Origin of the sequence: Blautia sp. AF32-4BH, assembly GCF_003460565.1 — a bacterium.
Lineage (GTDB): Bacteria > Bacillota > Clostridia > Lachnospirales > Lachnospiraceae > Fusicatenibacter > Fusicatenibacter saccharivorans.
This window is the reverse complement of record NZ_QTVL01000006.1, coordinates 173,009-192,667: the sequence shown is the minus strand read 5'-3', so window position 1 is coordinate 192,667 and position 19,659 is coordinate 173,009. Positions and strand designations below refer to the sequence as shown.

Genomic DNA, 19,659 nt, shown 5'->3' with positions numbered 1-19,659 from the left:
ATGAAAAATGAAAGAAGGAAGTATATGAACAACTCAAAACAAGATATATTGAACAACCTGATAAAAGAACCCTTCATCAATCAGCGTATCCTTGCCGCACAGACCGGCCATTCGCTTGGAATCGTCAATCGTTCGATCAAGGAACTGATTTCAGAAGGTTACCTGGATGAAGAGATCCGTCCGACGGAAAAGACACTGCGTGAGGCAAAAGAGAAAGCGCCGAAAAACGCCATTATCCTTGCCGCCGGATTTGGTATGCGGATGGTTCCGATTAATACAGAGACACCGAAAGGACTTCTGGAAATCAAGGGAGAGCGGCTGATAGAGCGCACAATCCGTCAGCTTCATGAAGTCGGCATTACAGAGATTTACGTCGTTGTCGGATTTATGAAAGAGCAGTATGAATATCTGATCGATGAATACGGCGTAGAATTGATCGTCGCTCCGGACTATGTGTCGAAAAACAATCTGCATTCCCTGAAAACGGCGGCAGCCCATTTATCAAACAGCTACATCATTCCCTGTGATATCTGGTGTGAAAAGAATCCATACAGCAGAAACGAATTATATTCCTGGTACATGGTCAGCGATCTGGTGGATGATGACAGTACCGTCCGCGTAAACCGGAAGCAGGAGCTGGTCGTACAGAAAGAACAGGCAGGCGGAAACGCGATGATCGGCATCTGTTATCTGCTGGAAACAGAAGCGGAGATCGTGCGGGAGCGTCTGGAAGAACTGGGAAGAGATTCCCGATACGACGGAGCGTTCTGGGAGGAAACCTTATACCGGAAAGACAGAATGATTGTGACGGCCCGTGTTGTACATGCTGCCGATGCCGTAGAAATCAATACCTATGAGCAGCTGCGTGAGATTGACAGCGATTCCAGCCAGCTGCAGACGGATGCGATTCAGGTAATCTGTGAAGCACTTGGAGCACAGCAGAACGAAGTGACAAACATTACAGTTCTGAAAAAAGGAATGACAAACCGATCCTTTTTATTCTCCTGTAAAGATAAAAAATACATTATGCGAATTCCGGGAGAGGGAACCGATCAGTTGATCAACCGCAGGCAGGAAGCCGCTGTATATCAGACGATCGCCGGCCGCAGGATCTGTGATGAGATTGCCTATATTAACCCGGAGAACGGCTACAAAATCACAGAATATCTCGAAGGTGCGCGGGTCTGCGATGCAGAAAATGAGGAAGATCTTCAGAAATGCATGAAGAAACTGCGGGAGTTTCACGGGCAGAAATTAAGAGTAGACCATTCCTTCGACCTGTTCGGACAGATGGAATACTATGAAAGCCTCTGGGAAGGAACTCCGTCAGCATATAAAGATTACGAAAAGACGAAAGCGCATGTGCTTCAGTTAAAGGATTACATTGAAGCAAATGCCGGAGAGTGGGTGCTCACTCACATTGATGCTGTGCCGGACAATTTTCTGTTTGTGGAAGAAAACGGAAAAGAGGAGATCCGCCTGATCGACTGGGAATACGCCGGAATGCAGGATCCGCATGTGGATATTGCGATGTTCTGTATCTATTCTCTTTACAAAAAAGAGCAGGTGGACCATCTGATTGATCTTTATTTTGAAGGAAACTGTGACGACAGAACACGCATAAAAATCTACTGCTACATCGCAGTCTGCGGTCTGCTCTGGAGCAACTGGTGCGAATATAAACGGAAATTAGGCGTGGAATTCGGAGAATATTCCCTGCGGCAGTACCGTTACGCAAAAGATTATTACAAAATTGTCCAGCAGGAACTGGGAGAGGAAGGAAAAGAAATATGTACAAAGTAGAGCGCGCCATTATTATGGCGGCAGGCCTCGGAAACCGGATGAAGCCGGTAACGTTAAAAACACCAAAACCGCTGGTCCGGGTAAACGGTGTGCGGATGATTGATACCGTCATCAATGGACTGCACAAAAACGGAATCACAGAAATTTACGTGGTAGTCGGTTACCTCAAGGAACAGTTCCAGACACTGGAAGAGGAGTACCCGGGTCTGAAGCTGATCGACAATCCGTGGTACGATACCTGCAACAACATCGCATCGCTGTATGTGGCGCGGGAACATCTGGAAAATGCGTTTATTCTTGACGGTGACCAGATCATCTATCATCCGGAAATTCTGGCACCGGAGTTTGAGCGATCCGGTTACAACAGCGTGTGGACGGATGATGAGACCGACGAGTGGCTGCAGACCGTGGAAAACGGCATTGTGACAGGCTGCAGCAGAACCGGCGGAAAGGGCGGCTGGCAGCTCTACAGCATTTCCCGATGGACAGCAGAAGATGGAAAGCGGTTAAAAGGCCATCTGGAGCAGGAGTTTGAAGTAAAGAAAAACCGTCAGATTTACTGGGACGATGTGGCAATGTTCTGCTACCCGAAAGAGTATCAGCTTGGCATCCGGCCAATGAAGGCAGAGGATATCATAGAAGTAGACAATTTCAGCGAGCTTGTTGCACTCGATGCATCGTATGCGGATTACGCAGAAAGGGAAGAAAATGAACAGTAAGAACCAACAGAAGAAAAAAGAAATCGACTGGATGATTACGCTGGTGCCTCTGGCGCTGATCGTTGCTCTATGTATCGTATTTTTCTTTGCACCGGAGCAGTCGAATCAGGTACTTGGCCAGATTCGATTTCTGTTTGGAGACACCTTTGGAACGTATTACCTGGTCATCGGACTTGGCATTTTCTTTCTGTCTCTGTTTCTGGCAGGCTCCAAATACGGAAATATTGTGCTTGGAAAGCCGGATGAGAAGCCAAAATATTCCTTTTTTGCATGGGGATGCATGATGTTTACCTGTGGTCTGGCAGCAGATATTCTGTTTTATTCGTTCTCTGAGTGGATTTTGTACGCAACAGATCCTCACATCGCAGAACTTGGCAGCATTCAGGACTGGGCAGGCGTATTTCCACTGTTTCACTGGAGCTTTATCCCGTGGGGATTCTATCTGGTACTGGCTGTTGCGTTTGGCTTTATGCTTCATGTAAGAAAACGAAACCGTCAGAAATACAGCGAGGCGTGCCGTCCGATTCTGGGAAAACAGACAGATGGAATTGGCGGCCGTCTGATTGACCTTCTGGCTGTCTTTGCATTGCTGGCCGGAACTGCTACCACTTTTAGTGTGGCAACTCCTCTGATGGCGGAAATCATCGGCGAGCTGTTCCATATGGAAGTCAGCAGAACTGTGATTAATATTATCATTCTTCTGATCACCTGCTGTGTTTATACCTATTCTCTTCTGCATGGATTCAAAGGAATCAGCATTCTGGCCAAGGTGTGCATTTATCTGTTTTTCGGACTCCTTGCCTTCGTCCTGCTGTTTGGGGGAGAGACGCGGTATATTATTGAAACTGGATTTTCTTCTCTTGGAAAAATGATTCAGAACTTTATCGGCTTATCAACGTATACGGACCCGATGCGTACGACAAACTTCCCACAGAACTGGACCATTTATTACTGGGCATACTGGATGGTATGGTGTGTGGCAGCACCGTTCTTCATTGGCAGCATTTCCCGCGGAAGAACAGTGCGCCAGACGATTCTCGGCGGATACGGTTTTGGTGTGGGTTCCACGCTTGTCAGCTTTATTATTCTTGGAAATTATTCGATGGGAAAGCAGATTTCAGGTGCAATTGATTTCATTTCGCAGTATAATGAAAGTGGAGATTTATATCATCTGATCGTGTCGATGATCAAAACCATGCCGTGTGCACCGCTGATTATGGTTGTTGTATTAGTTACGATGGTTGCATTTTATGCGACATCGTTCGACTCGATCGCATTGACGGCATCGTGCTACAGCTACCGGAAACTGGAAGACGGCGAAGAGCCGGCAAAAGGAATTCAGCTGATGTGGTGTATCCTGCTGATCCTGCTTCCGATTGCACTTCTTTTTGCAGAGAGTTCCATGAACAGTCTGCAGTCTGTCAGTATCGTAGCGGCATTTCCGATCGGCATTGTGATCGTGATGATTGCGGTCAGCTTCTTAAAAGATGCAAAACTGTATTTAGAAGAATTGCAGGGAGGAAAAGCGCATGGAGAGGAGAAAAAAGAGAATCGTTAAACTGACAGCATTTTTGTTTCTGCTTGCGGCATCCATTTTTGTGATGCCGCAAAAGGCGTTTGCGGACGAAAATGAGGATGTTACATTGCCGACGGGCGATATTAAACCCATGGAACCACAGCAGGATGAGTCCGGGATTGATACATACGGGGCCGATGAAGGCGATGAGTTCAGCGGAACGGAGTATGAATTGTATACGGTTCTGGAGAATCGTGTGAAAGAAGCGATGCTGGCTGGAAATGAATGGGTATCCATTAAAGATTTAAAAATAAGAAGGGATACCTATGACTTAAGCTTTTATTATGGCTATTCGCCGTATTTTCCGAGTGATACGTATAATAGAATCATTGCCTGGTATGGTGATGCATACTATACAGGTTTGAGAATTACCAATACATTCGGAACACCGGAAGAAACCAAACAGATTTTTAATGCAGTGGATGAGAAACTGGCATCCATCTATAAACTGATGAACAATTCCATGACAGATGAGTAGAAGGCGTTTGTAATTCACGATTATCTGGTATTGCATGCAGAGTATGATCTGAATTATAAGAATTATACCAGTTATGGTGTGCTGATGGACGGAAGAGGTGTGTGTCAGTCGTATGCATTGGCCTATATGTATATTCTGAATCATTTGGGAATCGAAACACATAAAGCAGTGAGAATCCCCCATGGTTGAATGGAAGCGTTCAACCATGGGGGATTTTAATGGATGTTCCTCTTGCAGTCCCCCCCATTTTGTGTTAACATAAAACACGCAAATAACCAACAGCAAGGAGTTCTATTTTACATGAACATTACCTCAAAATACCGTTCTCTCTCCGTCCAGGCGAAGGCGGCGCTTTGGTTTACGATCTGCAGTTTTTTACAGAAAGGCATTTCGTTCATCACAGTTCCGATTTTCACGCGTCTGATGAGCACCGAGGAGTACGGAACCTATACGGTTTATCTGTCCTGGCTGCAGATTTTGACGATTATGACATCGCTGTATTTATTTAATGGTGTTTATGACAATGCGATGGCAAAGTACGAGAAGCAGCGGGATGAATATACATCTGCAATGCAGGGACTGACGCTTGTGATTACGGGTGCGGTTTTTGCATTGTATTGTTTTACATCGGGTTTCTGGGAGAAGATTTTAAATCTGCCGAAATCCATGATTCTGCTGATGTTTCTGGAAGCGCTGCTGAGTCCGGCGCTTTCTTACTGGTCGGGGCGGCAGCGGTTTGAGTATCGGTACCGGATTCTGGTCTGCGTGACGATTCTGCAGGCGCTGATGAACCCGATCGCGAGCCTGGTGCTGATCCGTATCAACGGCGGTACGGCCATGATGCGGATCTTAGGTATCGTCGGGGTGCAGGTCTGCATCTGTGTGCCGATTATTGTGTTCCAGTTTTGCAAAGGAAAAGAGTTCTTTTCGAAGGAATACTGGGGCTACGCACTGCGGATCGGAATTCCGATTGTGCCGCATTATCTGTCCGGTATTATCCTGAATCAGGGCGACCGCATCATGATCGACAAGATGGTCGGAAAGACGGAAGTTGCGCTGTACGGGCTGGCGTACAGCATTGGTATGCTGGTGCAGCTTTTCATCAGCGGTATGAACAGTGCATTGACACCGTGGATGTACAGCAAGATCAAAAAGGGCGACATCCGCTCGATGCGGAAGGTGCTGCAGCTTCTTAGTATTGTAGTGGTCGGCATAGCCGTGGCGCTGATGCTGATCAGTCCGGAGATGGTGCTGATTTTCGGATCGCCGAAGTACCGCGAGGCGGTGTACGTCATTCCGCCGGTGGCAGCGAGTGTGTTCTTTATCTTTATTTATAATATTCTCTCGATGCCGCAGTTCTATTATGAAAAAACACAGTTTCTGATGGCTGCATCCATGGCGGCGGCTGGAGCGAATGTGGTGCTGAACTTTATTTTTATCTGCCTGTTCGGCTATATTGCGGCCGGTTACACGACGCTGGCATGCTATATGCTGTATTCGGTCGGCCATTATATTGTGAGCAAACAGATTCTGGTGAACGAAGGAATCCAGGAAAATCTGATGAATCCAGGATTTCTTCTGGCGTGCTCCGTTTTTCTGATTGGAGCAAGCATCATCTGCAATCTGATTTTCCCGTACAGGATCCTGCGTTACGCGATTCTGCTCGCAAGTGCAGGGCTGGTCTTCTGGAAGAAAGAACTTCTGTTGAAGACGATGGCGGATATCCGGAAAAAATAAAAAAGTGGGGGAGGATTTGAAACGAATGTTCAGAGACTCCCCGTTTTTTCTTGACAGTCACAGAAAAAACGATACAATGAAAGAATGAAGAAAAGTAAGGCATTTTAATTAGAAAAGGAAAAATTACATGAGTACCAGTATTTCAATAAAAGAACTAAAAGAGCTCGATCCGTCAAGCTATCAGATCGTCGATATCCGCGATGCGGTAGAGATCTCCCACGGCGCGATTCCGGGAGCGCTTGTGATGAAGACAGAAGAAATCGAGACAAGTGATGCGATTGACCGGAGCAAAAAGACGATTATCTGCTGCAGCCGCGGCCGGTTCAGTGTCGCAGCGGCGGAAGAATTACAGGAAAAGGGCTGGGACGCTGTGAGCCTGGAGGGCGGTTACATCGCCTGGCTGATGGATGTGATGAGCGCGCCGGAGGAGCAGGACAAGGCGGCAGACGTGGAGAAGAGTCTCCGCAAAAAATTCAAAAAGTCGATCTGGTCCAAATTTACGAAAGCGATCAACACATACGAGCTGGTAAAACCGGGCGATAAAATCGCTGTCTGTATTTCCGGCGGAAAAGATTCGATGTTGATGGCGAAATGCTTTCAGGAGTTAAAGCTTCACAATAAATTTGATTTCGAAGTAAAATTCGTTGTCATGGACCCGGGATACAGCCCGGAGAACCGCAAGGTGATCGAGGATAACGCAAAGAGCCTCCATATTCCGATCACGATTTTCGAGACCGATATTTTCGATTCGGTTTACCATGTCGAAAATTCGCCGTGTTACCTCTGCGCGAGAATGCGCCGCGGCCATCTGTACCATTTTGCACAGCAGCTTGGCTGCAACAAGATCGCACTTGGCCATCATTACGATGATGTCATTGAGACAATCCTCATGGGAATGCTCTACGGTGCGCAGGTGCAGACGATGATGCCGAAGCTTCACAGCATCCACTTCGAGGGCATGGAGCTGATCCGCCCGCTGTATCTGGTGCGCGAGGATGATATCAAGGCGTGGAGAGATTATAACGGTCTGCATTTTATCCAGTGTGCCTGCAAGTTTACCGATACCTGCACGACCTGCAATAACGAGGAGAATCGTTCGAAACGCGTGGAGATCAAGGAACTGATCAAAAACCTGAAAAAGGTGAATCCGTTCGTGGAGAGCAATATTTTCCGCAGTGTCGAAAATGTCAACATTGACACCGTGGTCGGCTACAAGCAGCACGGCATCCGCCACAATTTCCTGGAAGGATACGACGACAATCCGGGGTATGTGCCGGAGGCAGAAAAAGCGGCGGCGGAGACGGAATAAAAAGAAGGAACTCTATGCACAGAAAAATAGAAGAAACGCCGGAGCGGGAGAAAATGCTGATCCGGCTGAAAGAGCTCCGTCTGGAACGCGGTTACTCGATGACGCAGGCGGCGCGGAAGATTTTCAGTCACCCGGACACCTACAACCGGTATGAAAAAGGCATTCGTGAGATTCCGCTGGATTCGCTGATGCTGCTGGCGAAGACGTATGACTGCAGTCTCGACTATCTGGCAGGTGTTTCAGACCGGCCGAGAAAATATGGAAGGTGATGCAGATGGCAATTCCTCTTTATCTGACGACGATTGAACAGGATATTTTTGATACATTCCGGTATCTGCCGCATGCCGTTGCAGTCGGTGTCGGCTTTGTGACGGTTGCAGCAGCGTGGAAAAACCAGCAGATGATAAAGAAACAAAAACGGCTGGAGCATGCGCATGCGGTTCCTGGCACCCAGCTTCTGCTGTGGTTTCTGGTAGCAGTCTATTTTGCGATGATGCTTTCTATTACGCTGTTTTCCAGAGAACCGGGTTCGAGAACGGGCGTGGATGTGAAGCTGTTTGAAACCTGGGGAAACCAGCGGCTGCCGGACCGGTATTTTGTGGAAAATATTCTGCTGTTTCTCCCGTTCGGCGTATTGCTGCCGGCGGCGGTTCCGTCTCTTCGGAAAGGATGGTGCTGCGTCTATGCGGCGTTTTCCACAAGCATGATGCTGGAAACAGTGCAGCTCTTAACAGAGCGCGGCTACTGCCAGTTAGATGATGTTGTGACGAATACGCTTGGAGCAGCCATCGGGTATCTGGTGTTTGCACTGGTGCGGAAATGTTGGAGAGGGAAGATAGAAGAATAGAAGGAAAACAAGAAGGCTCTGCCCAAATGGACAGAGCTTTTTTCTTCCCTGTTTTTATAGCAAGACCCGAAAATAATGCAAAAAATTCAGCACCGCAGAGCGTGAATTACTGCGTCACAGATTTTCGTCGTACCCCGGTACGCCTTCAAATCTGTTCCTTGCAATTCGCGCTCTGCAGCACTGCCTTTTTTGCATTATTTTCGGGTCTTGCTATAGATGGAAGTGCAGGAGAGTTAATCCACCCGTTCTTTTCCCCAGAAAAACAATGCCACGGTTCCTGGCCCTGTGTGGCTGCCGATGGTGGTTCCGATGTTGTTGATCTCGACTTTTCCGTTCAGATTGGGAAAGCGTTCCTCGATAAGATCCGCAACGGCCCGCGCATCGTCGTAGCAGGCGGACTGGGAAATGTAGCATTTGCCGGAGTAGGAGAGGCCGCCCTCGGCGTTTTCTTCCATCTGGTCGACGATTTTTTTGATGACTTTTTTCTTCGTACGGATTTTGAACCGCGGAATCAGCCGTCCTTCGTTGTCCATGTTGAGCAGCGGGCAGATACCGAGAAGGCCGCCGATTGCGCCGGAGGCTTTGGAGATGCGGCCGCCGCGCACGTAGAAAGTGAGGTCCGTGGAAAAGAACCAGTGATGGACTTTGAGGCGGTTTTTCATCGCAAAATCGTAAACCTCTTCCAGCGGTTTTCCTTCATCGCGCAGGTCGGCAAGGCGGTCCATCAGAAGACCGTAGCCGGAGGAAGCGCCGAGGGAATCAACGATGAGGATTTTCCGTTCCGGGTAGCGCTCTTCAAGGTCGGCTTTGGCGATCATCGCAGAATTCAGGACACCGGAAATGCCGGAGGAGAGGCAGACGTGGAGAATGTCTTTGCCGTCCTGCAGGAATGTTTCAAAATAGGCTTCAAATTCATCGGCATTCACCTGGGATGTTTTTGTGGAAGCGCCGGCGGCCATGGCGGCATAAAACTGATCGAACGGCATGGACTTGCCGAGATCGTCCGCGTACTCGGTGTCATTTAATTTGTAATGGAAACAGATGTATGAGATTTCCCGTTTGGAGAAATGTTCTTCGGTAAGGTCTGCTGTAGAGCAGCAGCTGATGACATAGGAACTCATAAAATAATCCCTCCTTGTAAAAATGAAAGTAAGAACTCTGGTTTCTGTGCCTATTGTAGCATCCCGAATGGGAAAAGGCAACTGCGGAACGTGATTATATCCGTAATGAAAGGGGCGGTGAAATGGTGTCAAGCCTTGTATTTGCGGTACGGCCTGTGGTAAAATAGAACTATGAGAATACGAAAATACAAAGGAGGTTTTTGCATATGCAGAATTATTCAGGAGAAGAAGGGCTGCAGTATCATCTGCAGATCCGAAAAGGCGATGTGGGACGGTACGTGATTCTGCCGGGAGATCCCAAACGGTGTAAAAAAATTGCAGCTTACTTTGAGAACCCGGTGCTCGTCGCAGACAGCCGGGAATTTGTGACTTATACGGGTACTTTGGACGGTGTAAAGGTTTCCGTTACATCTACCGGCATCGGCGGTCCGTCGGCTTCCATCGCGATGGAAGAGCTGATCCAGTGCGGCGCCGATACGTTTATCCGCGTCGGAACATGCGGCGGTATGGCACTCGATGTAGAGGGCGGCGATATCGTGGTGGCAACGGGAGCGATCCGTGCGGAGGGAACGTCAAAGGAATACGCACCGATCGAGTTCCCGGCAGTCGCAGACCTTACCGTGACGAATGCGCTGGTGCAGGCGGCAAAGAATCTTGGGAAAAAATGGCATGCGGGCGTGGTACAGTGCAAGGATTCCTTCTACGGCCAGCACGACCCGGAGCAGATGCCGGTCGGCGATGAGCTGCTGAAAAAATGGGATGCATGGATGAAGCTTGGATGCAAAGCGTCAGAGATGGAATCGGCGGCACTCTTTATCGTGGCAAGTGCCCGCGGCGTCCGTGCCGGATCGGATTTTCTTGTGATGGGAAATCAGGAGAGAGTGAAACGCGGCATGGAGAACCACATTACGCACGATACGGAAGGTGCGATTCAGGTAGCCATCGAGGCACTGCGGATTCTGATCCGGGAAGATCAGAAATAAGAAAGAAAAAATAAGGGGATACTGGAAAGGGGATGCTGGATATGAAACAGGAAATCAGTACAGAAATAAAACAGGAGCTGGTAAAACAGGCTCTGGCAGCGCGGAAATTTGCGTATGTGCCGTATTCGAAATTCCGCGTAGGCGCGGCGGTTCTGGCAAAGAATGGAGCGATTTATACCGGTTGCAACATTGAAAATGCGGCGTATACACCGACAAACTGCGCGGAGCGCACCGCGGTCTTCAAAGCCGTATCCGAGGGCATAACGGAATTTGACGCGATCGCCGTCTGCGGCGGCCCGGGAGAGGCAGAGCCGGAGGATTTCTGCACACCGTGCGGTGTCTGCCGTCAGGTGCTGCGGGAATTCGTTGATCCGAACGAATTTCTCGTCCTTCTCTGCAAGGGCGACGGTTCCTGGAAAGAAATGACACTCGAGGAGCTGCTGCCAATGGGATTCGGAAAAGAAAATTTATAAACAGAAGCCGGAAAAGAAAAAATCCAGGGCAGGTACGGAAAGTACCGTATGCCCTGGATTTTTATGTCCAAGATATAAAAATTATTTACTGAAATTTCGGCTCACAGGTCAGATCGCATCCCAGACGCTGGAACATTTTGCGGTCCACATCGGAGAGCATAACGCTGGAGTGCACCTGGCAGCCCTTTAACTGCGGCAGGCAGGAGAGTGCTTTCTGTGCATCCTCGCTCTGTGCAGCAGTAGCAGACAGCGCAATCAGAACCTCGTCGGTATGAAGACGCGGGTTCTTGCTTCCGAGGTATTTGGTTTTCAGGGTCTGGATCGGAGCGATGGATTCCGGTGAGAGAACATGTACGTCATGGTCGATGCCGGAGAGCTCTTTTAATGCATTCAGCAGAAGCGCCGCGCTCGATCCGAGCAGATCGCCGGTCTTTCCGGTGATGACGCGTCCGTCCGGAAGTTCCATGGCAGCGGCCGGTGCGCCGGTCGCCTCGGCACGAACAAGAGCCGGGGAAACGGTGGTACGGTCTGCGGCAACGATGTTTTCCTGTTTCATCAGAAGCTCGATTTTGTAAGCCTCAGTCTCGGAGCGGGAGCCGTCTGCGATACCGTCCACAGCAGTGTAGTAGCGGCGGATGATCTCCTGACGGGAAGCCTCGCGGCATGCCTCATCATCGATAATGCAGTTTCCGGCCATGTTGACACCCATGTCTGTCGGGGATTTGTACGGGCTCTCGCCGAAAATCTGCTGGAAGATCGCGCGCAGAACCGGGAAAATCTCAACATCACGGTTGTAGTTGACGGTTGTCACGCCGTATGCCTCGAGGTGGAACGGGTCGATCATGTTGACATCGTTCAGATCGGCGGTAGCAGCCTCGTAAGCCAGGTTGACCGGGTGCTTCAGCGGCAGATTCCAGATCGGGAAGGTCTCATATTTTGCATAGCCGGCGTTTACACCGCGTTTGTGCTCATGGTAAAGCTGGGAAAGGCAGGTTGCCATCTTTCCGCTTCCCGGTCCCGGTGCGGTAACGACAACGAGCGGGCGGGTTGTCTCGATGTACTCGTTCTTTCCGTATCCCTCATCGCTCACGATCAGCGGCACATTATGCGGGTAGCCCGGAATCGTGTAGTGAATGTAAACCGGGATGCCGAGCTTCTGCAGTCTCTTCTTGAAAGCGTCTGCACTGTGCTGTCCGGAATACTGCGTGATGACAACACTGCCGACATAGAGGCCGCGTCCGCGGAACTCATCAATCAGACGGAGCACGTCGCTGTCATAGGTGATGCCGAGGTCGCCGCGGATTTTGTTTTTCTCAATATCGGCTGCGGAAATCGCCATTACGATCTCAGCCTGGTCGGAGAGCTGCATCAGCATGCGCAGTTTGGCATCCGGTGCAAAGCCCGGAAGAACGCGGGATGCGTGGAAATCGTCGAACAGCTTTCCGCCGAATTCCAGATACAGCTTGTTGTCAAACTGGTTGATGCGGTCGCGGATATGCTCAGACTGCATTTTCAGGTACTTCTCATTGTCAAATCCAATCTTCATGGTATTTTTCTCCCTTTTTATCCATGGTGTCTGTTAAAAACAACTGTTTTCATTTTACTATACGGAAAAGTCCTGTGCAAGAAAAAATTATCGTGGGAACTTTAGAAAATTAAGGAAAAAAAGAGCTGAAAATAAAAAAATCTCCTAAAAAGGAGAGAGGCCGGGACTTGTTAGGGCCCCGGCGGTATGAAAAAGAAATCTATCTATTAGAAAGGTTGGCATTGGAGACATGCTTCCAAGGGTGCTTTGCTGTCTCCTGGTTAAAATTTATAGAAAAACGATGGAGGTTTGTGTTTGTTTCCTTCGTTGTTGATGAGATTAGTATACGGAAAAATTGTGACCAGAATGTGTACATGAGATAAAGCTTTTCTGAAGAGAAGATGAAAACAAAACAAAGAAAATCTGACGGAATCGTAAACAGAGGAAAGTTTTGGCGGAAAAAGGGGTCATGCAGAGGGGCAGCGGTGCATAGAATGCAGGGGAAGAAGGAAAAAGCAGCGATTCCGTGACGCGGAGCAGAGACGGGAAAACGCCGCAGGTCTCAAAACGGTGCGGAGCTGCTGGAACGGAGAAAGCTTGCAGAACGTAATCCTGGATATGGTCAACCGTTTTGGATATGTCGGCGTCCTGATTCTGATTGCCGTGGAAAATGTCTTTCCGCCGATTCCCTCCGAGGTGATTCTGACGTTCGGCGGTTTTCTGACGACATGCACCCGTCTGCATCCGGCGGGCGTTGTGCTGTCATCCACGGCAGGATCGCTTCTCGGGGCGCTGGTTCTCTATGGAGCGGGAACGCTTGTCAGCCCGGAGAGCCTTAGTGAACTGCTCGACAGCCGCCCGATGAAGTTTCTCGGATTTCACGCGGAGGATGCCTGGAAAACGATTACATGGTTTCAGAAGAAAGGCCAGCGGGCCGTTCTGTTCGGCCGGTGCATTCCCATCATCCGAAGCCTCATTTCCGTCCCCGCCGGGATGGCACGGATGGAGATGCCGAAATTTCTGCTGTTTACAATCATCGGAAGCACGGTGTGGAACATTCTTCTCGTCGGAACCGGTGCTGCGGTCGGTGTGGCGTGGGAGCAGGCGGCGGGATATGTGAAGATGTATGCAGATATCGTTTTTCTCGTGCTGGCAGCCGGAGCGGTATGCTTTCCGGCGGTGCATTTATATAGGAAGAAACACAAATGAAAAAACGTAAGTTGCATGAAATGAGGGACAAAATGCAAAAAATATACTTGCAATTCGACAGGAAGTGTGCTAATATACACATCAACAAGTAAAAGGGAGTAGCGAAACGCCGCGGGAAACAAAAACGCATCCCGGGTGGGTTTGAAATCGTCAGCCGATGTCGAGAGACGTCCGTATCAAATGAGAACGCAAGACTTTTATTGTGGCAGTCGTCATGATAGGAGTCTTTTTTTATGCTCCTGAATACCAAAGACAACATGAACTGCCGGAGCAATCCAAACCGTTGCCAGCGGAACAAAAGTGGCGGAAAGAGGAATGTATGAGCAGCGAGAGAGTGAAAAAAGAATTATACGAAACAGCAATGACCGGAGAAAAGGCACTGACCAGTCTGATGTATGTACAGATGACACTGTACGCAGCCAAAAGCCAGAGAACGTACGCAAAGGTACGCGGCGAGGGCAGAGCGATGATGCGCCACACAGGGATCCACATGAATCAGTATTTAAGGGCTGCAGGGAATGACCTGGAAAGCTTTCGGATCCGCTTAAAGGAAACGCACCTGCCGGATGAACTTCAGCCGAAGGCGGGAGCGTTTCTGGTTCAGACGGTACATACTTTTGATACGACAGAGAAAAATCAGATGTACCGCCAGGAACTGCTGGGACTGGAAGCGAAAGTAAAAGAAATAGCAGAACAGATTGAAGGACTGCTGAAAGGCATGCGGGAACTTGGAGCATAAAGAGGAGAGAACAGGAATCGGAACAGCAAAACGGTTCCTGTTCTTTTTTTGCGGTCATAGGATAGAAAAACGGATTTGCAAATTATGAGAAATCCGTCCTTTTCTGACACTTTTCCGCCAACCGCCGGCTGGCAGGTGGACTTTTTTCCGGCAAAATGTTAGAATAAACCTATTCAGAGTCTGGTAAGGATAAAGGAGAAAAACGTTTTGGCAGAAGAAATTGCAGTGAAAGTGATTGCCCGGATCCACACGGATTTCCCGGAAAAGTTCGGGATTCCGCGGCAGAGCGGGCTGATTGAAGAATTAAAGAGTACGATCGTCTTTGAACCGGAGTTCCGCGATGCGAATGCGCTGCGCGGCATCGAGGAATATTCCCATCTCTGGCTGATCTGGGAGTTTTCCGAGGCTGTGCGCGACACCTGGTCACCGATGGTGCGGCCGCCGCGGCTTGGCGGAAACAAGCGGGTCGGTGTATTTGCAACGCGCTCTCCGTTCCGGCCCAATCCGATCGGGCTTTCTTCGGTAAAGCTGGAGCGTGTGGAGCAGCATCCGGCACTCGGGCCGGTGCTTCATCTGTCGGGGGCAGATCTGATGGACGGTACGCCGATTCTGGACATCAAACCGTATCTGCCGCATGTGGACAGCCATGCGGAGGCACTTGGCAGCTTTACGGAAAAGACGAAGGAATACTTTATTCCCGTTGAAATTCCGGATGAGCTGCTGGAAAAAATTCCGGCGGACCGCCGGGAGGCACTGAAAAAAGTGCTGGAGCAGGACCCGCGCCCATCGTATCAGAACAGTGAAGAGCGCGTTTACGGGCTTTCCTTTGCGGGAATGGAAATCAAATTCCAGATAAAGGACCAGGTGCTGCATGTCGTGGGGGCAGAGCGCGCCGGAACGTAAACCGGCAGGAAAAACAGGGGGATATACAAGAAAAATGGAGAAGGAGGAAACAAAAGTATGTTATATCCAAGTATGACACCGTCCCGGTTTGTCAGTGACCTTTCGGGCATCTGGGACTTTGCGACGAGCCAGAGTCTCCTGCGCGTGCAGGGCAACAAGAAGGGAATCTTCACCCGTGACCGCAAGCCGAAACTGGCGGCACATTATTTCCGGGAGAGATGGCATCAGATTCCGGATTTTGAGTATAAAAAATAAAGAACAGACAGGAAGAAAGTATGGAACGGAACGTAGATATAGACAAGATTTCAGATGGAAAACGATATGGAGCGAATGACATGGTAAAAGTGGGCTGCGACGACTGCCGCGGATGCTCCGCCTGCTGCCGCGGGATGGGCGACTCGATTGTGCTCGACCCGATGGATCTTTACCGGCTCGAGAGAAAACTCGGCAAAACGATGGAGGAGATTCTGACGGCGGGATATATTTCACTCCGCGTAGTGGACGGTGTGATTCTGCCGCATCTGAAAATGACGGAGCAGTCAGACCAGTGCAGTTTCTTAAATGATGAGGGCCGGTGCAGCATTCACGATGCGCGGCCGGGCTTCTGCCGGATGTTTCCGCTGGGACGGCTGTATGAGAACGGAACGTTTTCCTATTTTCTTCAGGTCAGCGAATGTCCGAAGGAGAATAAGACAAAAGTCAAAGTCCGCCGCTGGCTCGACACGCCGGAGCTCGGAAAGTATGAAGCGTTTACGAACGAATGGCATTATTATCTGAAAAAAAAACAGAACGAGGCGCGCCGGACAGAGGATGACGCGCTGCGGCAGCAGATCAGCATGGGAATTCTGAAGCTGTTTTATCTGCTTCCGTATGACACAAAGACCGATTTCTATGCGCAGTTTGCGGCGCGGATGGAAGCGGCAGGGAAAAACTGAAAAATAAACAGAAACAGGACAGCAGCCGTTGGTTCGAAAACAGAACCAGAGGCTGCTGTTCTTTGTATCGGTGGATCAAAGGCTGCAGGACATAGAAAATCAAAATCATATTATAAGCGGCGAGACAGTGTTCTGGCATAAGCGAGGAAGGCTTCGCGGGTTTCACGCTTCCGTCTGCGGCTGCAGAAGACGGTCTGTCCGTTTTTCAGCAGAACCTCGCCGGTTGCCTGCACGAGCGCAACGTGGGAGAAATTGATCAGCAGACCTTTTCCGTTGCGGAAAAAACGGCCGGTTGAGGCAAGACATACCGTCAGGCCGGCAAATGTGCACCGGGTTGAAAAGTCACCCTGAACGGTATGCAGAATCAGCCGGTGCTGACAGGCCTCCACATAGATGAGATCATCCAGCGGAAACCGGATTCGTTCTGAGGCGCCCTGTGTGATGATGACCGGAATTTCGAGAAGAACCGGATCGTTGGAATTCAATGGAAAAATCAACTCTGAATACAAAATTACCACCTTCTGAATTACTTACCGTTTGCGTCGATGTGCAGCCGTTCACGTCGAAGCGGTTGTCCGGCGCAGGAAAACATGATACTGTAACTATGAAATCATTACAGGAACGATCATACGATTACAAACTGTAGTTTAGCACATCCACAGGATTTCATTCAAGCCGAAAGGCCTCACTTCTGATAAAATCGTTCGACGAACAGTGACGCACCGCGACACCAGAACTCGAAAAAGATCAAAAAAGCAAACTCCATGTAGAAAAAACACAGAAAAGAAAGTGAAAATCGAAAGAAAAGGAGGCATAAGCAGATTGACGATGTGAGATAGATTTGGTATAATATTCCAAAAATAAATATTACATATAACATTACTATAAAAAGAAATACAAAGAGCAGATGGAGAAGATTATGAGGAAAGAAATGGAAGAAATCAGAGAAAAGGTACATACAACAGCAGATGCAGCATTATTCTTATGTTTTCAGGAGCTGAACGGAAGCCATTCCAAAGGTGTGATCCGCCTGCCGCTTCTGCATTACGATGTTCCGTTTGCGGGATACGGGGAAATGCTGCTTTGGATGAACCGGATTTATGATTTGCTCGGTATGCCGGATGCGGGAAGCTGTATGCGAAGCCTGCGGGAAGAAGAAAAAGACGAATGGGAATTTACGGAGGATATGAAAAACCGGCAGGAGACCACGCTTCCGGCCGGAACCGAGCGGATGGTCAGCATTCAGATTCAGTTCCGCCAGCACTGCAGTCTGCAGGGATTTCTGATCTGCGGAAAGCAGAAAGCCGGTTTCCGTTCGGCGCTGGAGCTTTTGTATCTGCTCGAAGACTGTCTGCGGGAGCAGGATGCCTGAAAACGGGAGAAGATGTCGAATAGAATGAGAGTGGGAGCTATGAAGGAAGAAAAAAAGATCAGAAAAAAAATTAAAATTGAGGATTTGCTGCCTAGGGATCCGGTCCGCGTCGATCTCGATGCGATTCTCGATTATGTCCAGGGGAAAGCAGTTCTTGTGACGGGAGGAGGAGGCTCCATCGGCAGCGAGATCTGCCGACAGTTAGCTGGCCACGGTGTCGGTCATCTGATCATTTTTGATATTTATGAAAACAATGCATACCAGATCCAGAAATCGCTGGAATGGGAGTTCCCGAGGCTTCACATGACGGTGCTGATCGGTTCGGTGCGGGATGAACGGCGGCTGCAGTCGATGTTTTCCCGTTACCGGCCGGATATCGTCTTTCACGCAGCGGCGCACAAGCATGTGCCCCTGATGGAGGGCAGTCCGAACGAGGCGATCAAAAATAACGTGATCGGAACCTTAAAGACGGCGCGCACGGCAAGCCGGTATCACGTAAAAAAATTTATTCTGATTTCGACAGACAAGGCGGTCAATCCGACGAACATCATGGGAGCGAGCAAACGGCTCTGCGAGATGGTGCTCCAGACGATTGGAAAACACAGCACCACGGAGTTTGCGGCGGTGCGCTTTGGAAATGTACTTGGCAGCAACGGCAGCGTCATTCCGCTGTTCCGTCGCCAGATTGAGCACGGCGGGCCGGTGACGGTGACGCATCCGGACATCATCCGTTATTTTATGACGATTCCGGAGGCGGTCAGTCTGGTGCTCGAGGCGGGCGCGTATGCGAAAAACGGCCAGATTTTTGTCCTGAACATGGGAGATCCTGTCCGAATTGCGGACCTTGCGAAAAACATGATCCGCCTTTCCGGGTATGAGCCGGGAGTGGAAATCGAGATCAAGTACATTGGCCTGCGGCCGGGCGAAAAGCTGTATGAGGAGCTGCTGATGAATGAGGAGGGGATGCAGACGACAGAAAACACCCGCATTTTTATCGGCCGGCAGATTGCTTTTGATGAGACGGTATTCCGAAAACAGATGAAAGAACTCGAGCGGGCGGCGGAAAACGAATGTCCGGACATCTGCGAGAGGGTAAAGAGAATGGTGCCGGAATATCAGTACGAAGGAGAAAAGAAGCATGACGGACCTTCATATACATATTCTGCCGGGGGTTGACGACGGTTCCCCGAATCTGTCCACATCCCTTGAGATGGCGGAAATTGCGGCAAAGAGCGGAGTGCGTATCCTTGCTGTGACACCGCATGCAAACCAGACGGGAATCGAGGGCGTGGAGGATGGGTATGTCAATTACGATTCGGAGCAGCTTTTGGAGCTGTTTTACCGTCTGGAACAGGAAATCCGGAAGGAACACATCCCGATCAGCCTGGTGCGCGGCATGGAAATTATGAGCATCGGGCCGCTTAACGAAAAAATCAAAGAGAGAAAGCTGATACCGCTTCATGAAAGCCGCTATTATCTGATCGAGGTGCCGTTTGACATGGCACCGGACGGGATCAGAAGGCGACTGATGGAATTTCCGGCCATGGGAAAGATCCCGGTGCTGGCACATCCGGAGCGGTATTTCTGCGTGCAGGATTCGCCGGAGCTTCTGTATGAGTTCCGGGAAATGGGCGCAGTTCTGCAGATGAACAAAGGAAGCGTATTTGGAAGATTTGGAAAAGAAGCAGAGCGGACAGCACAGTATCTGCTGGAAAACCGTCTGGCAGACTGTGCGGCAAGCGATGCCCACCGCGCAAATTACCGGACACCGGACATGAGACCGATCCGGGAATTTCTGTCGGAGTGGTACGGCGAATCGTATGCGGAGCTTCTGCTGAAGGTAAATCCAAGGAGAATTCTGGAGAACCGGCCGGTTCTGTATGAGTCGTCTCCGGAACGAAGGCGGAAAAGACGCTGGTTTGTCTGAAAA

20 protein-coding genes and 2 pseudogenes are annotated in these 19,659 nt (G+C 49.6%); 19 read left to right on the top strand and 3 right to left on the bottom strand.

The features are described 5' to 3' along the window. Nucleotides 1-24 precede the first annotated feature (24 nt). From DWZ44_RS09685 to DWZ44_RS09650, 9 genes are all read left to right on the top strand, one after another. Nucleotides 25-1,803, top strand: a complete 1,779-nt coding sequence (locus DWZ44_RS09685; RefSeq protein ID WP_117760618.1) for a phosphotransferase — start codon at nucleotides 25-27, stop codon at nucleotides 1,801-1,803. Then, nucleotides 1,791-2,522: an NTP transferase domain-containing protein gene (locus DWZ44_RS09680; protein ID WP_117760619.1), complete on the top strand. Its 732-nt coding sequence runs from the start codon at nucleotides 1,791-1,793 to the stop codon at nucleotides 2,520-2,522. Before DWZ44_RS09685 ends, DWZ44_RS09680 begins: the two co-directional genes overlap by 13 nt. Further along, nucleotides 2,512-4,080, top strand: coding sequence for a BCCT family transporter (locus DWZ44_RS09675; protein WP_055227905.1), 1,569 nt, complete (start codon nucleotides 2,512-2,514; stop codon nucleotides 4,078-4,080). The genes DWZ44_RS09680 and DWZ44_RS09675 overlap by 11 nt, the downstream gene beginning before the upstream one ends. After that, nucleotides 4,052-4,576: a hypothetical protein gene (locus tag DWZ44_RS09670; protein WP_055220421.1), complete on the top strand. Its 525-nt coding sequence runs from the start codon at nucleotides 4,052-4,054 to the stop codon at nucleotides 4,574-4,576. The genes DWZ44_RS09675 and DWZ44_RS09670 overlap by 29 nt, the downstream gene beginning before the upstream one ends. Nucleotides 4,577-4,588: 12 nt before the next feature. Beyond that, nucleotides 4,589-4,765 carry a transglutaminase domain-containing protein gene (locus tag DWZ44_RS19520; protein WP_416388105.1) on the top strand — a complete coding sequence of 59 codons (177 nt, stop codon included), beginning with the start codon at nucleotides 4,589-4,591 and terminating at the stop codon, nucleotides 4,763-4,765. Between the two features lie 111 nt (nucleotides 4,766-4,876). Continuing rightward, on the top strand, nucleotides 4,877-6,313 hold the full coding sequence (locus tag DWZ44_RS09665) for a lipopolysaccharide biosynthesis protein (RefSeq protein WP_158565870.1): 1,437 nt from the start codon (nucleotides 4,877-4,879) through the stop codon (nucleotides 6,311-6,313). A 127-nt stretch (nucleotides 6,314-6,440) separates the two neighbouring features. After that, nucleotides 6,441-7,622 carry an ATP-binding protein gene (locus DWZ44_RS09660; protein WP_055220425.1) on the top strand — a complete coding sequence of 394 codons (1,182 nt, stop codon included), beginning with the start codon at nucleotides 6,441-6,443 and terminating at the stop codon, nucleotides 7,620-7,622. Between the two features lie 14 nt (nucleotides 7,623-7,636). Then, entirely contained in the window at nucleotides 7,637-7,891 is a 255-nt protein-coding gene (locus tag DWZ44_RS09655) for a helix-turn-helix domain-containing protein (RefSeq protein WP_117804762.1), read from the top strand. A 5-nt stretch (nucleotides 7,892-7,896) separates the two neighbouring features. Continuing rightward, nucleotides 7,897-8,469: a VanZ family protein gene (locus DWZ44_RS09650; RefSeq protein WP_117760622.1), complete on the top strand. Its 573-nt coding sequence runs from the start codon at nucleotides 7,897-7,899 to the stop codon at nucleotides 8,467-8,469. A 233-nt stretch (nucleotides 8,470-8,702) separates the two neighbouring features. On the opposite strand, the gene DWZ44_RS09645 is transcribed toward DWZ44_RS09650, so the two are convergent. Then, entirely contained in the window at nucleotides 8,703-9,590 is an 888-nt protein-coding gene (locus DWZ44_RS09645) for a DegV family protein (RefSeq protein WP_117802033.1), read from the bottom strand. Between the two features lie 206 nt (nucleotides 9,591-9,796). Here DWZ44_RS09645 and udp point away from each other — a divergent pair, with 206 nt between their 5' ends. Continuing rightward, a complete protein-coding gene (gene udp / locus DWZ44_RS09640) occupies nucleotides 9,797-10,573 on the top strand; it encodes a uridine phosphorylase (RefSeq protein WP_055220432.1) in 777 nt (258 codons plus the stop codon). Between the two features lie 41 nt (nucleotides 10,574-10,614). Continuing rightward, nucleotides 10,615-11,046 (top strand): cytidine deaminase, encoded by a 432-nt coding sequence (locus DWZ44_RS09635; RefSeq protein ID WP_117760908.1) that lies wholly within the window; start codon nucleotides 10,615-10,617, stop codon nucleotides 11,044-11,046. A gap of 85 nt (nucleotides 11,047-11,131) precedes the next feature. Here DWZ44_RS09635 and DWZ44_RS09630 read toward each other — a convergent pair whose 3' ends face one another. Further along, the gene (locus DWZ44_RS09630) at nucleotides 11,132-12,592 is read right to left on the bottom strand and encodes a DUF1846 domain-containing protein (protein WP_117802108.1); all 1,461 of its coding nucleotides are present in this window, start codon (nucleotides 12,590-12,592) and stop codon (nucleotides 11,132-11,134) included. A 576-nt stretch (nucleotides 12,593-13,168) separates the two neighbouring features. On the opposite strand from DWZ44_RS09630, the gene DWZ44_RS09625 reads away from it, so the two are divergent. The 5 genes and pseudogenes from DWZ44_RS09625 (at nucleotide 13,169) to DWZ44_RS09605 (ending at nucleotide 16,357) form a co-directional block, all read left to right on the top strand. Continuing rightward, nucleotides 13,169-13,780, top strand: a complete 612-nt coding sequence (locus DWZ44_RS09625; RefSeq protein WP_117804777.1) for a DedA family protein — start codon at nucleotides 13,169-13,171, stop codon at nucleotides 13,778-13,780. A 319-nt stretch (nucleotides 13,781-14,099) separates the two neighbouring features. Continuing rightward, nucleotides 14,100-14,519, top strand: coding sequence for a hypothetical protein (locus DWZ44_RS09620; protein ID WP_055227913.1), 420 nt, complete (start codon nucleotides 14,100-14,102; stop codon nucleotides 14,517-14,519). Between the two features lie 207 nt (nucleotides 14,520-14,726). Next, the gene (gene tsaA / locus DWZ44_RS09615; protein ID WP_117804760.1) at nucleotides 14,727-15,422 is read left to right on the top strand and encodes a tRNA (N6-threonylcarbamoyladenosine(37)-N6)-methyltransferase TrmO; all 696 of its coding nucleotides are present in this window, start codon (nucleotides 14,727-14,729) and stop codon (nucleotides 15,420-15,422) included. 114 nt (nucleotides 15,423-15,536) lie between these two features. Continuing rightward, nucleotides 15,537-15,677 (top strand): annotated as a pseudogene (locus DWZ44_RS09610) (glycoside hydrolase family 2 TIM barrel-domain containing protein); the annotation flags it as partial. A gap of 20 nt (nucleotides 15,678-15,697) precedes the next feature. Then, the gene (locus DWZ44_RS09605; RefSeq protein WP_117804759.1) at nucleotides 15,698-16,357 is read left to right on the top strand and encodes a YkgJ family cysteine cluster protein; all 660 of its coding nucleotides are present in this window, start codon (nucleotides 15,698-15,700) and stop codon (nucleotides 16,355-16,357) included. A gap of 110 nt (nucleotides 16,358-16,467) precedes the next feature. On the opposite strand, the gene DWZ44_RS09600 is transcribed toward DWZ44_RS09605, so the two are convergent. Next, nucleotides 16,468-16,866 carry a LytTR family DNA-binding domain-containing protein gene (locus DWZ44_RS09600; protein ID WP_158565867.1) on the bottom strand — a complete coding sequence of 133 codons (399 nt, stop codon included), beginning with the start codon at nucleotides 16,864-16,866 and terminating at the stop codon, nucleotides 16,468-16,470. Nucleotides 16,867-17,288: 422 nt separating this feature from the next. Between DWZ44_RS09600 and DWZ44_RS09595 the strand changes: the two genes are divergently transcribed. The 3 genes and pseudogenes from DWZ44_RS09595 to DWZ44_RS09585 all read left to right on the top strand — a co-directional run bounded on the left by DWZ44_RS09595 (nucleotide 17,289) and on the right by DWZ44_RS09585 (nucleotide 19,656). Then, nucleotides 17,289-17,729: a hypothetical protein gene (locus DWZ44_RS09595; RefSeq protein ID WP_147342473.1), complete on the top strand. Its 441-nt coding sequence runs from the start codon at nucleotides 17,289-17,291 to the stop codon at nucleotides 17,727-17,729. 63 nt (nucleotides 17,730-17,792) lie between these two features. Continuing rightward, nucleotides 17,793-18,905 (top strand): annotated as a pseudogene (locus DWZ44_RS09590) (UDP-N-acetylglucosamine 4,6-dehydratase family protein); the annotation flags it as partial. Further along, on the top strand, nucleotides 18,868-19,656 hold the full coding sequence (locus DWZ44_RS09585) for a tyrosine-protein phosphatase (protein WP_117804755.1): 789 nt from the start codon (nucleotides 18,868-18,870) through the stop codon (nucleotides 19,654-19,656). The pseudogene DWZ44_RS09590 and the gene DWZ44_RS09585, both read left to right, overlap by 38 nt. The last annotated feature ends 3 nt before the right edge of the window (nucleotides 19,657-19,659 follow it).

Excerpts from the sequence above, each read along its gene's own strand:
- DWZ44_RS09645 (WP_117802033.1), bottom strand. The coding sequence starts at position 9,590 with ATGAGTTCCTATGTCATCAGCTGCTGCTCTACAGCAGACCTTACCGAA.
- DWZ44_RS09660 (WP_055220425.1), top strand. The coding sequence starts at position 6,441 with ATGAGTACCAGTATTTCAATAAAAGAACTAAAAGAGCTCGATCCGTCA.
- DWZ44_RS09665 (WP_158565870.1), top strand. The coding sequence starts at position 4,877 with ATGAACATTACCTCAAAATACCGTTCTCTCTCCGTCCAGGCGAAGGCG.
- DWZ44_RS09685 (WP_117760618.1), top strand. The coding sequence starts at position 25 with ATGAACAACTCAAAACAAGATATATTGAACAACCTGATAAAAGAACCC.
- DWZ44_RS09620 (WP_055227913.1), top strand. The coding sequence starts at position 14,100 with ATGAGCAGCGAGAGAGTGAAAAAAGAATTATACGAAACAGCAATGACC.
- DWZ44_RS09595 (WP_147342473.1), top strand. The coding sequence starts at position 17,289 with ATGGAAGAAATCAGAGAAAAGGTACATACAACAGCAGATGCAGCATTA.
- udp (WP_055220432.1), top strand. The coding sequence starts at position 9,797 with ATGCAGAATTATTCAGGAGAAGAAGGGCTGCAGTATCATCTGCAGATC.
- DWZ44_RS09585 (WP_117804755.1), top strand. The coding sequence starts at position 18,868 with ATGACGGACCTTCATATACATATTCTGCCGGGGGTTGACGACGGTTCC.
- DWZ44_RS09655 (WP_117804762.1), top strand. The coding sequence starts at position 7,637 with ATGCACAGAAAAATAGAAGAAACGCCGGAGCGGGAGAAAATGCTGATC.
- DWZ44_RS09635 (WP_117760908.1), top strand. The coding sequence starts at position 10,615 with ATGAAACAGGAAATCAGTACAGAAATAAAACAGGAGCTGGTAAAACAG.
- DWZ44_RS09675 (WP_055227905.1), top strand. The coding sequence starts at position 2,512 with ATGAACAGTAAGAACCAACAGAAGAAAAAAGAAATCGACTGGATGATT.
- DWZ44_RS09680 (WP_117760619.1), top strand. The coding sequence starts at position 1,791 with ATGTACAAAGTAGAGCGCGCCATTATTATGGCGGCAGGCCTCGGAAAC.
- DWZ44_RS09670 (WP_055220421.1), top strand. The coding sequence starts at position 4,052 with ATGGAGAGGAGAAAAAAGAGAATCGTTAAACTGACAGCATTTTTGTTT.
- DWZ44_RS09630 (WP_117802108.1), bottom strand. The coding sequence starts at position 12,592 with ATGAAGATTGGATTTGACAATGAGAAGTACCTGAAAATGCAGTCTGAG.
- DWZ44_RS09650 (WP_117760622.1), top strand. The coding sequence starts at position 7,897 with ATGGCAATTCCTCTTTATCTGACGACGATTGAACAGGATATTTTTGAT.
- DWZ44_RS09605 (WP_117804759.1), top strand. The coding sequence starts at position 15,698 with ATGGAACGGAACGTAGATATAGACAAGATTTCAGATGGAAAACGATAT.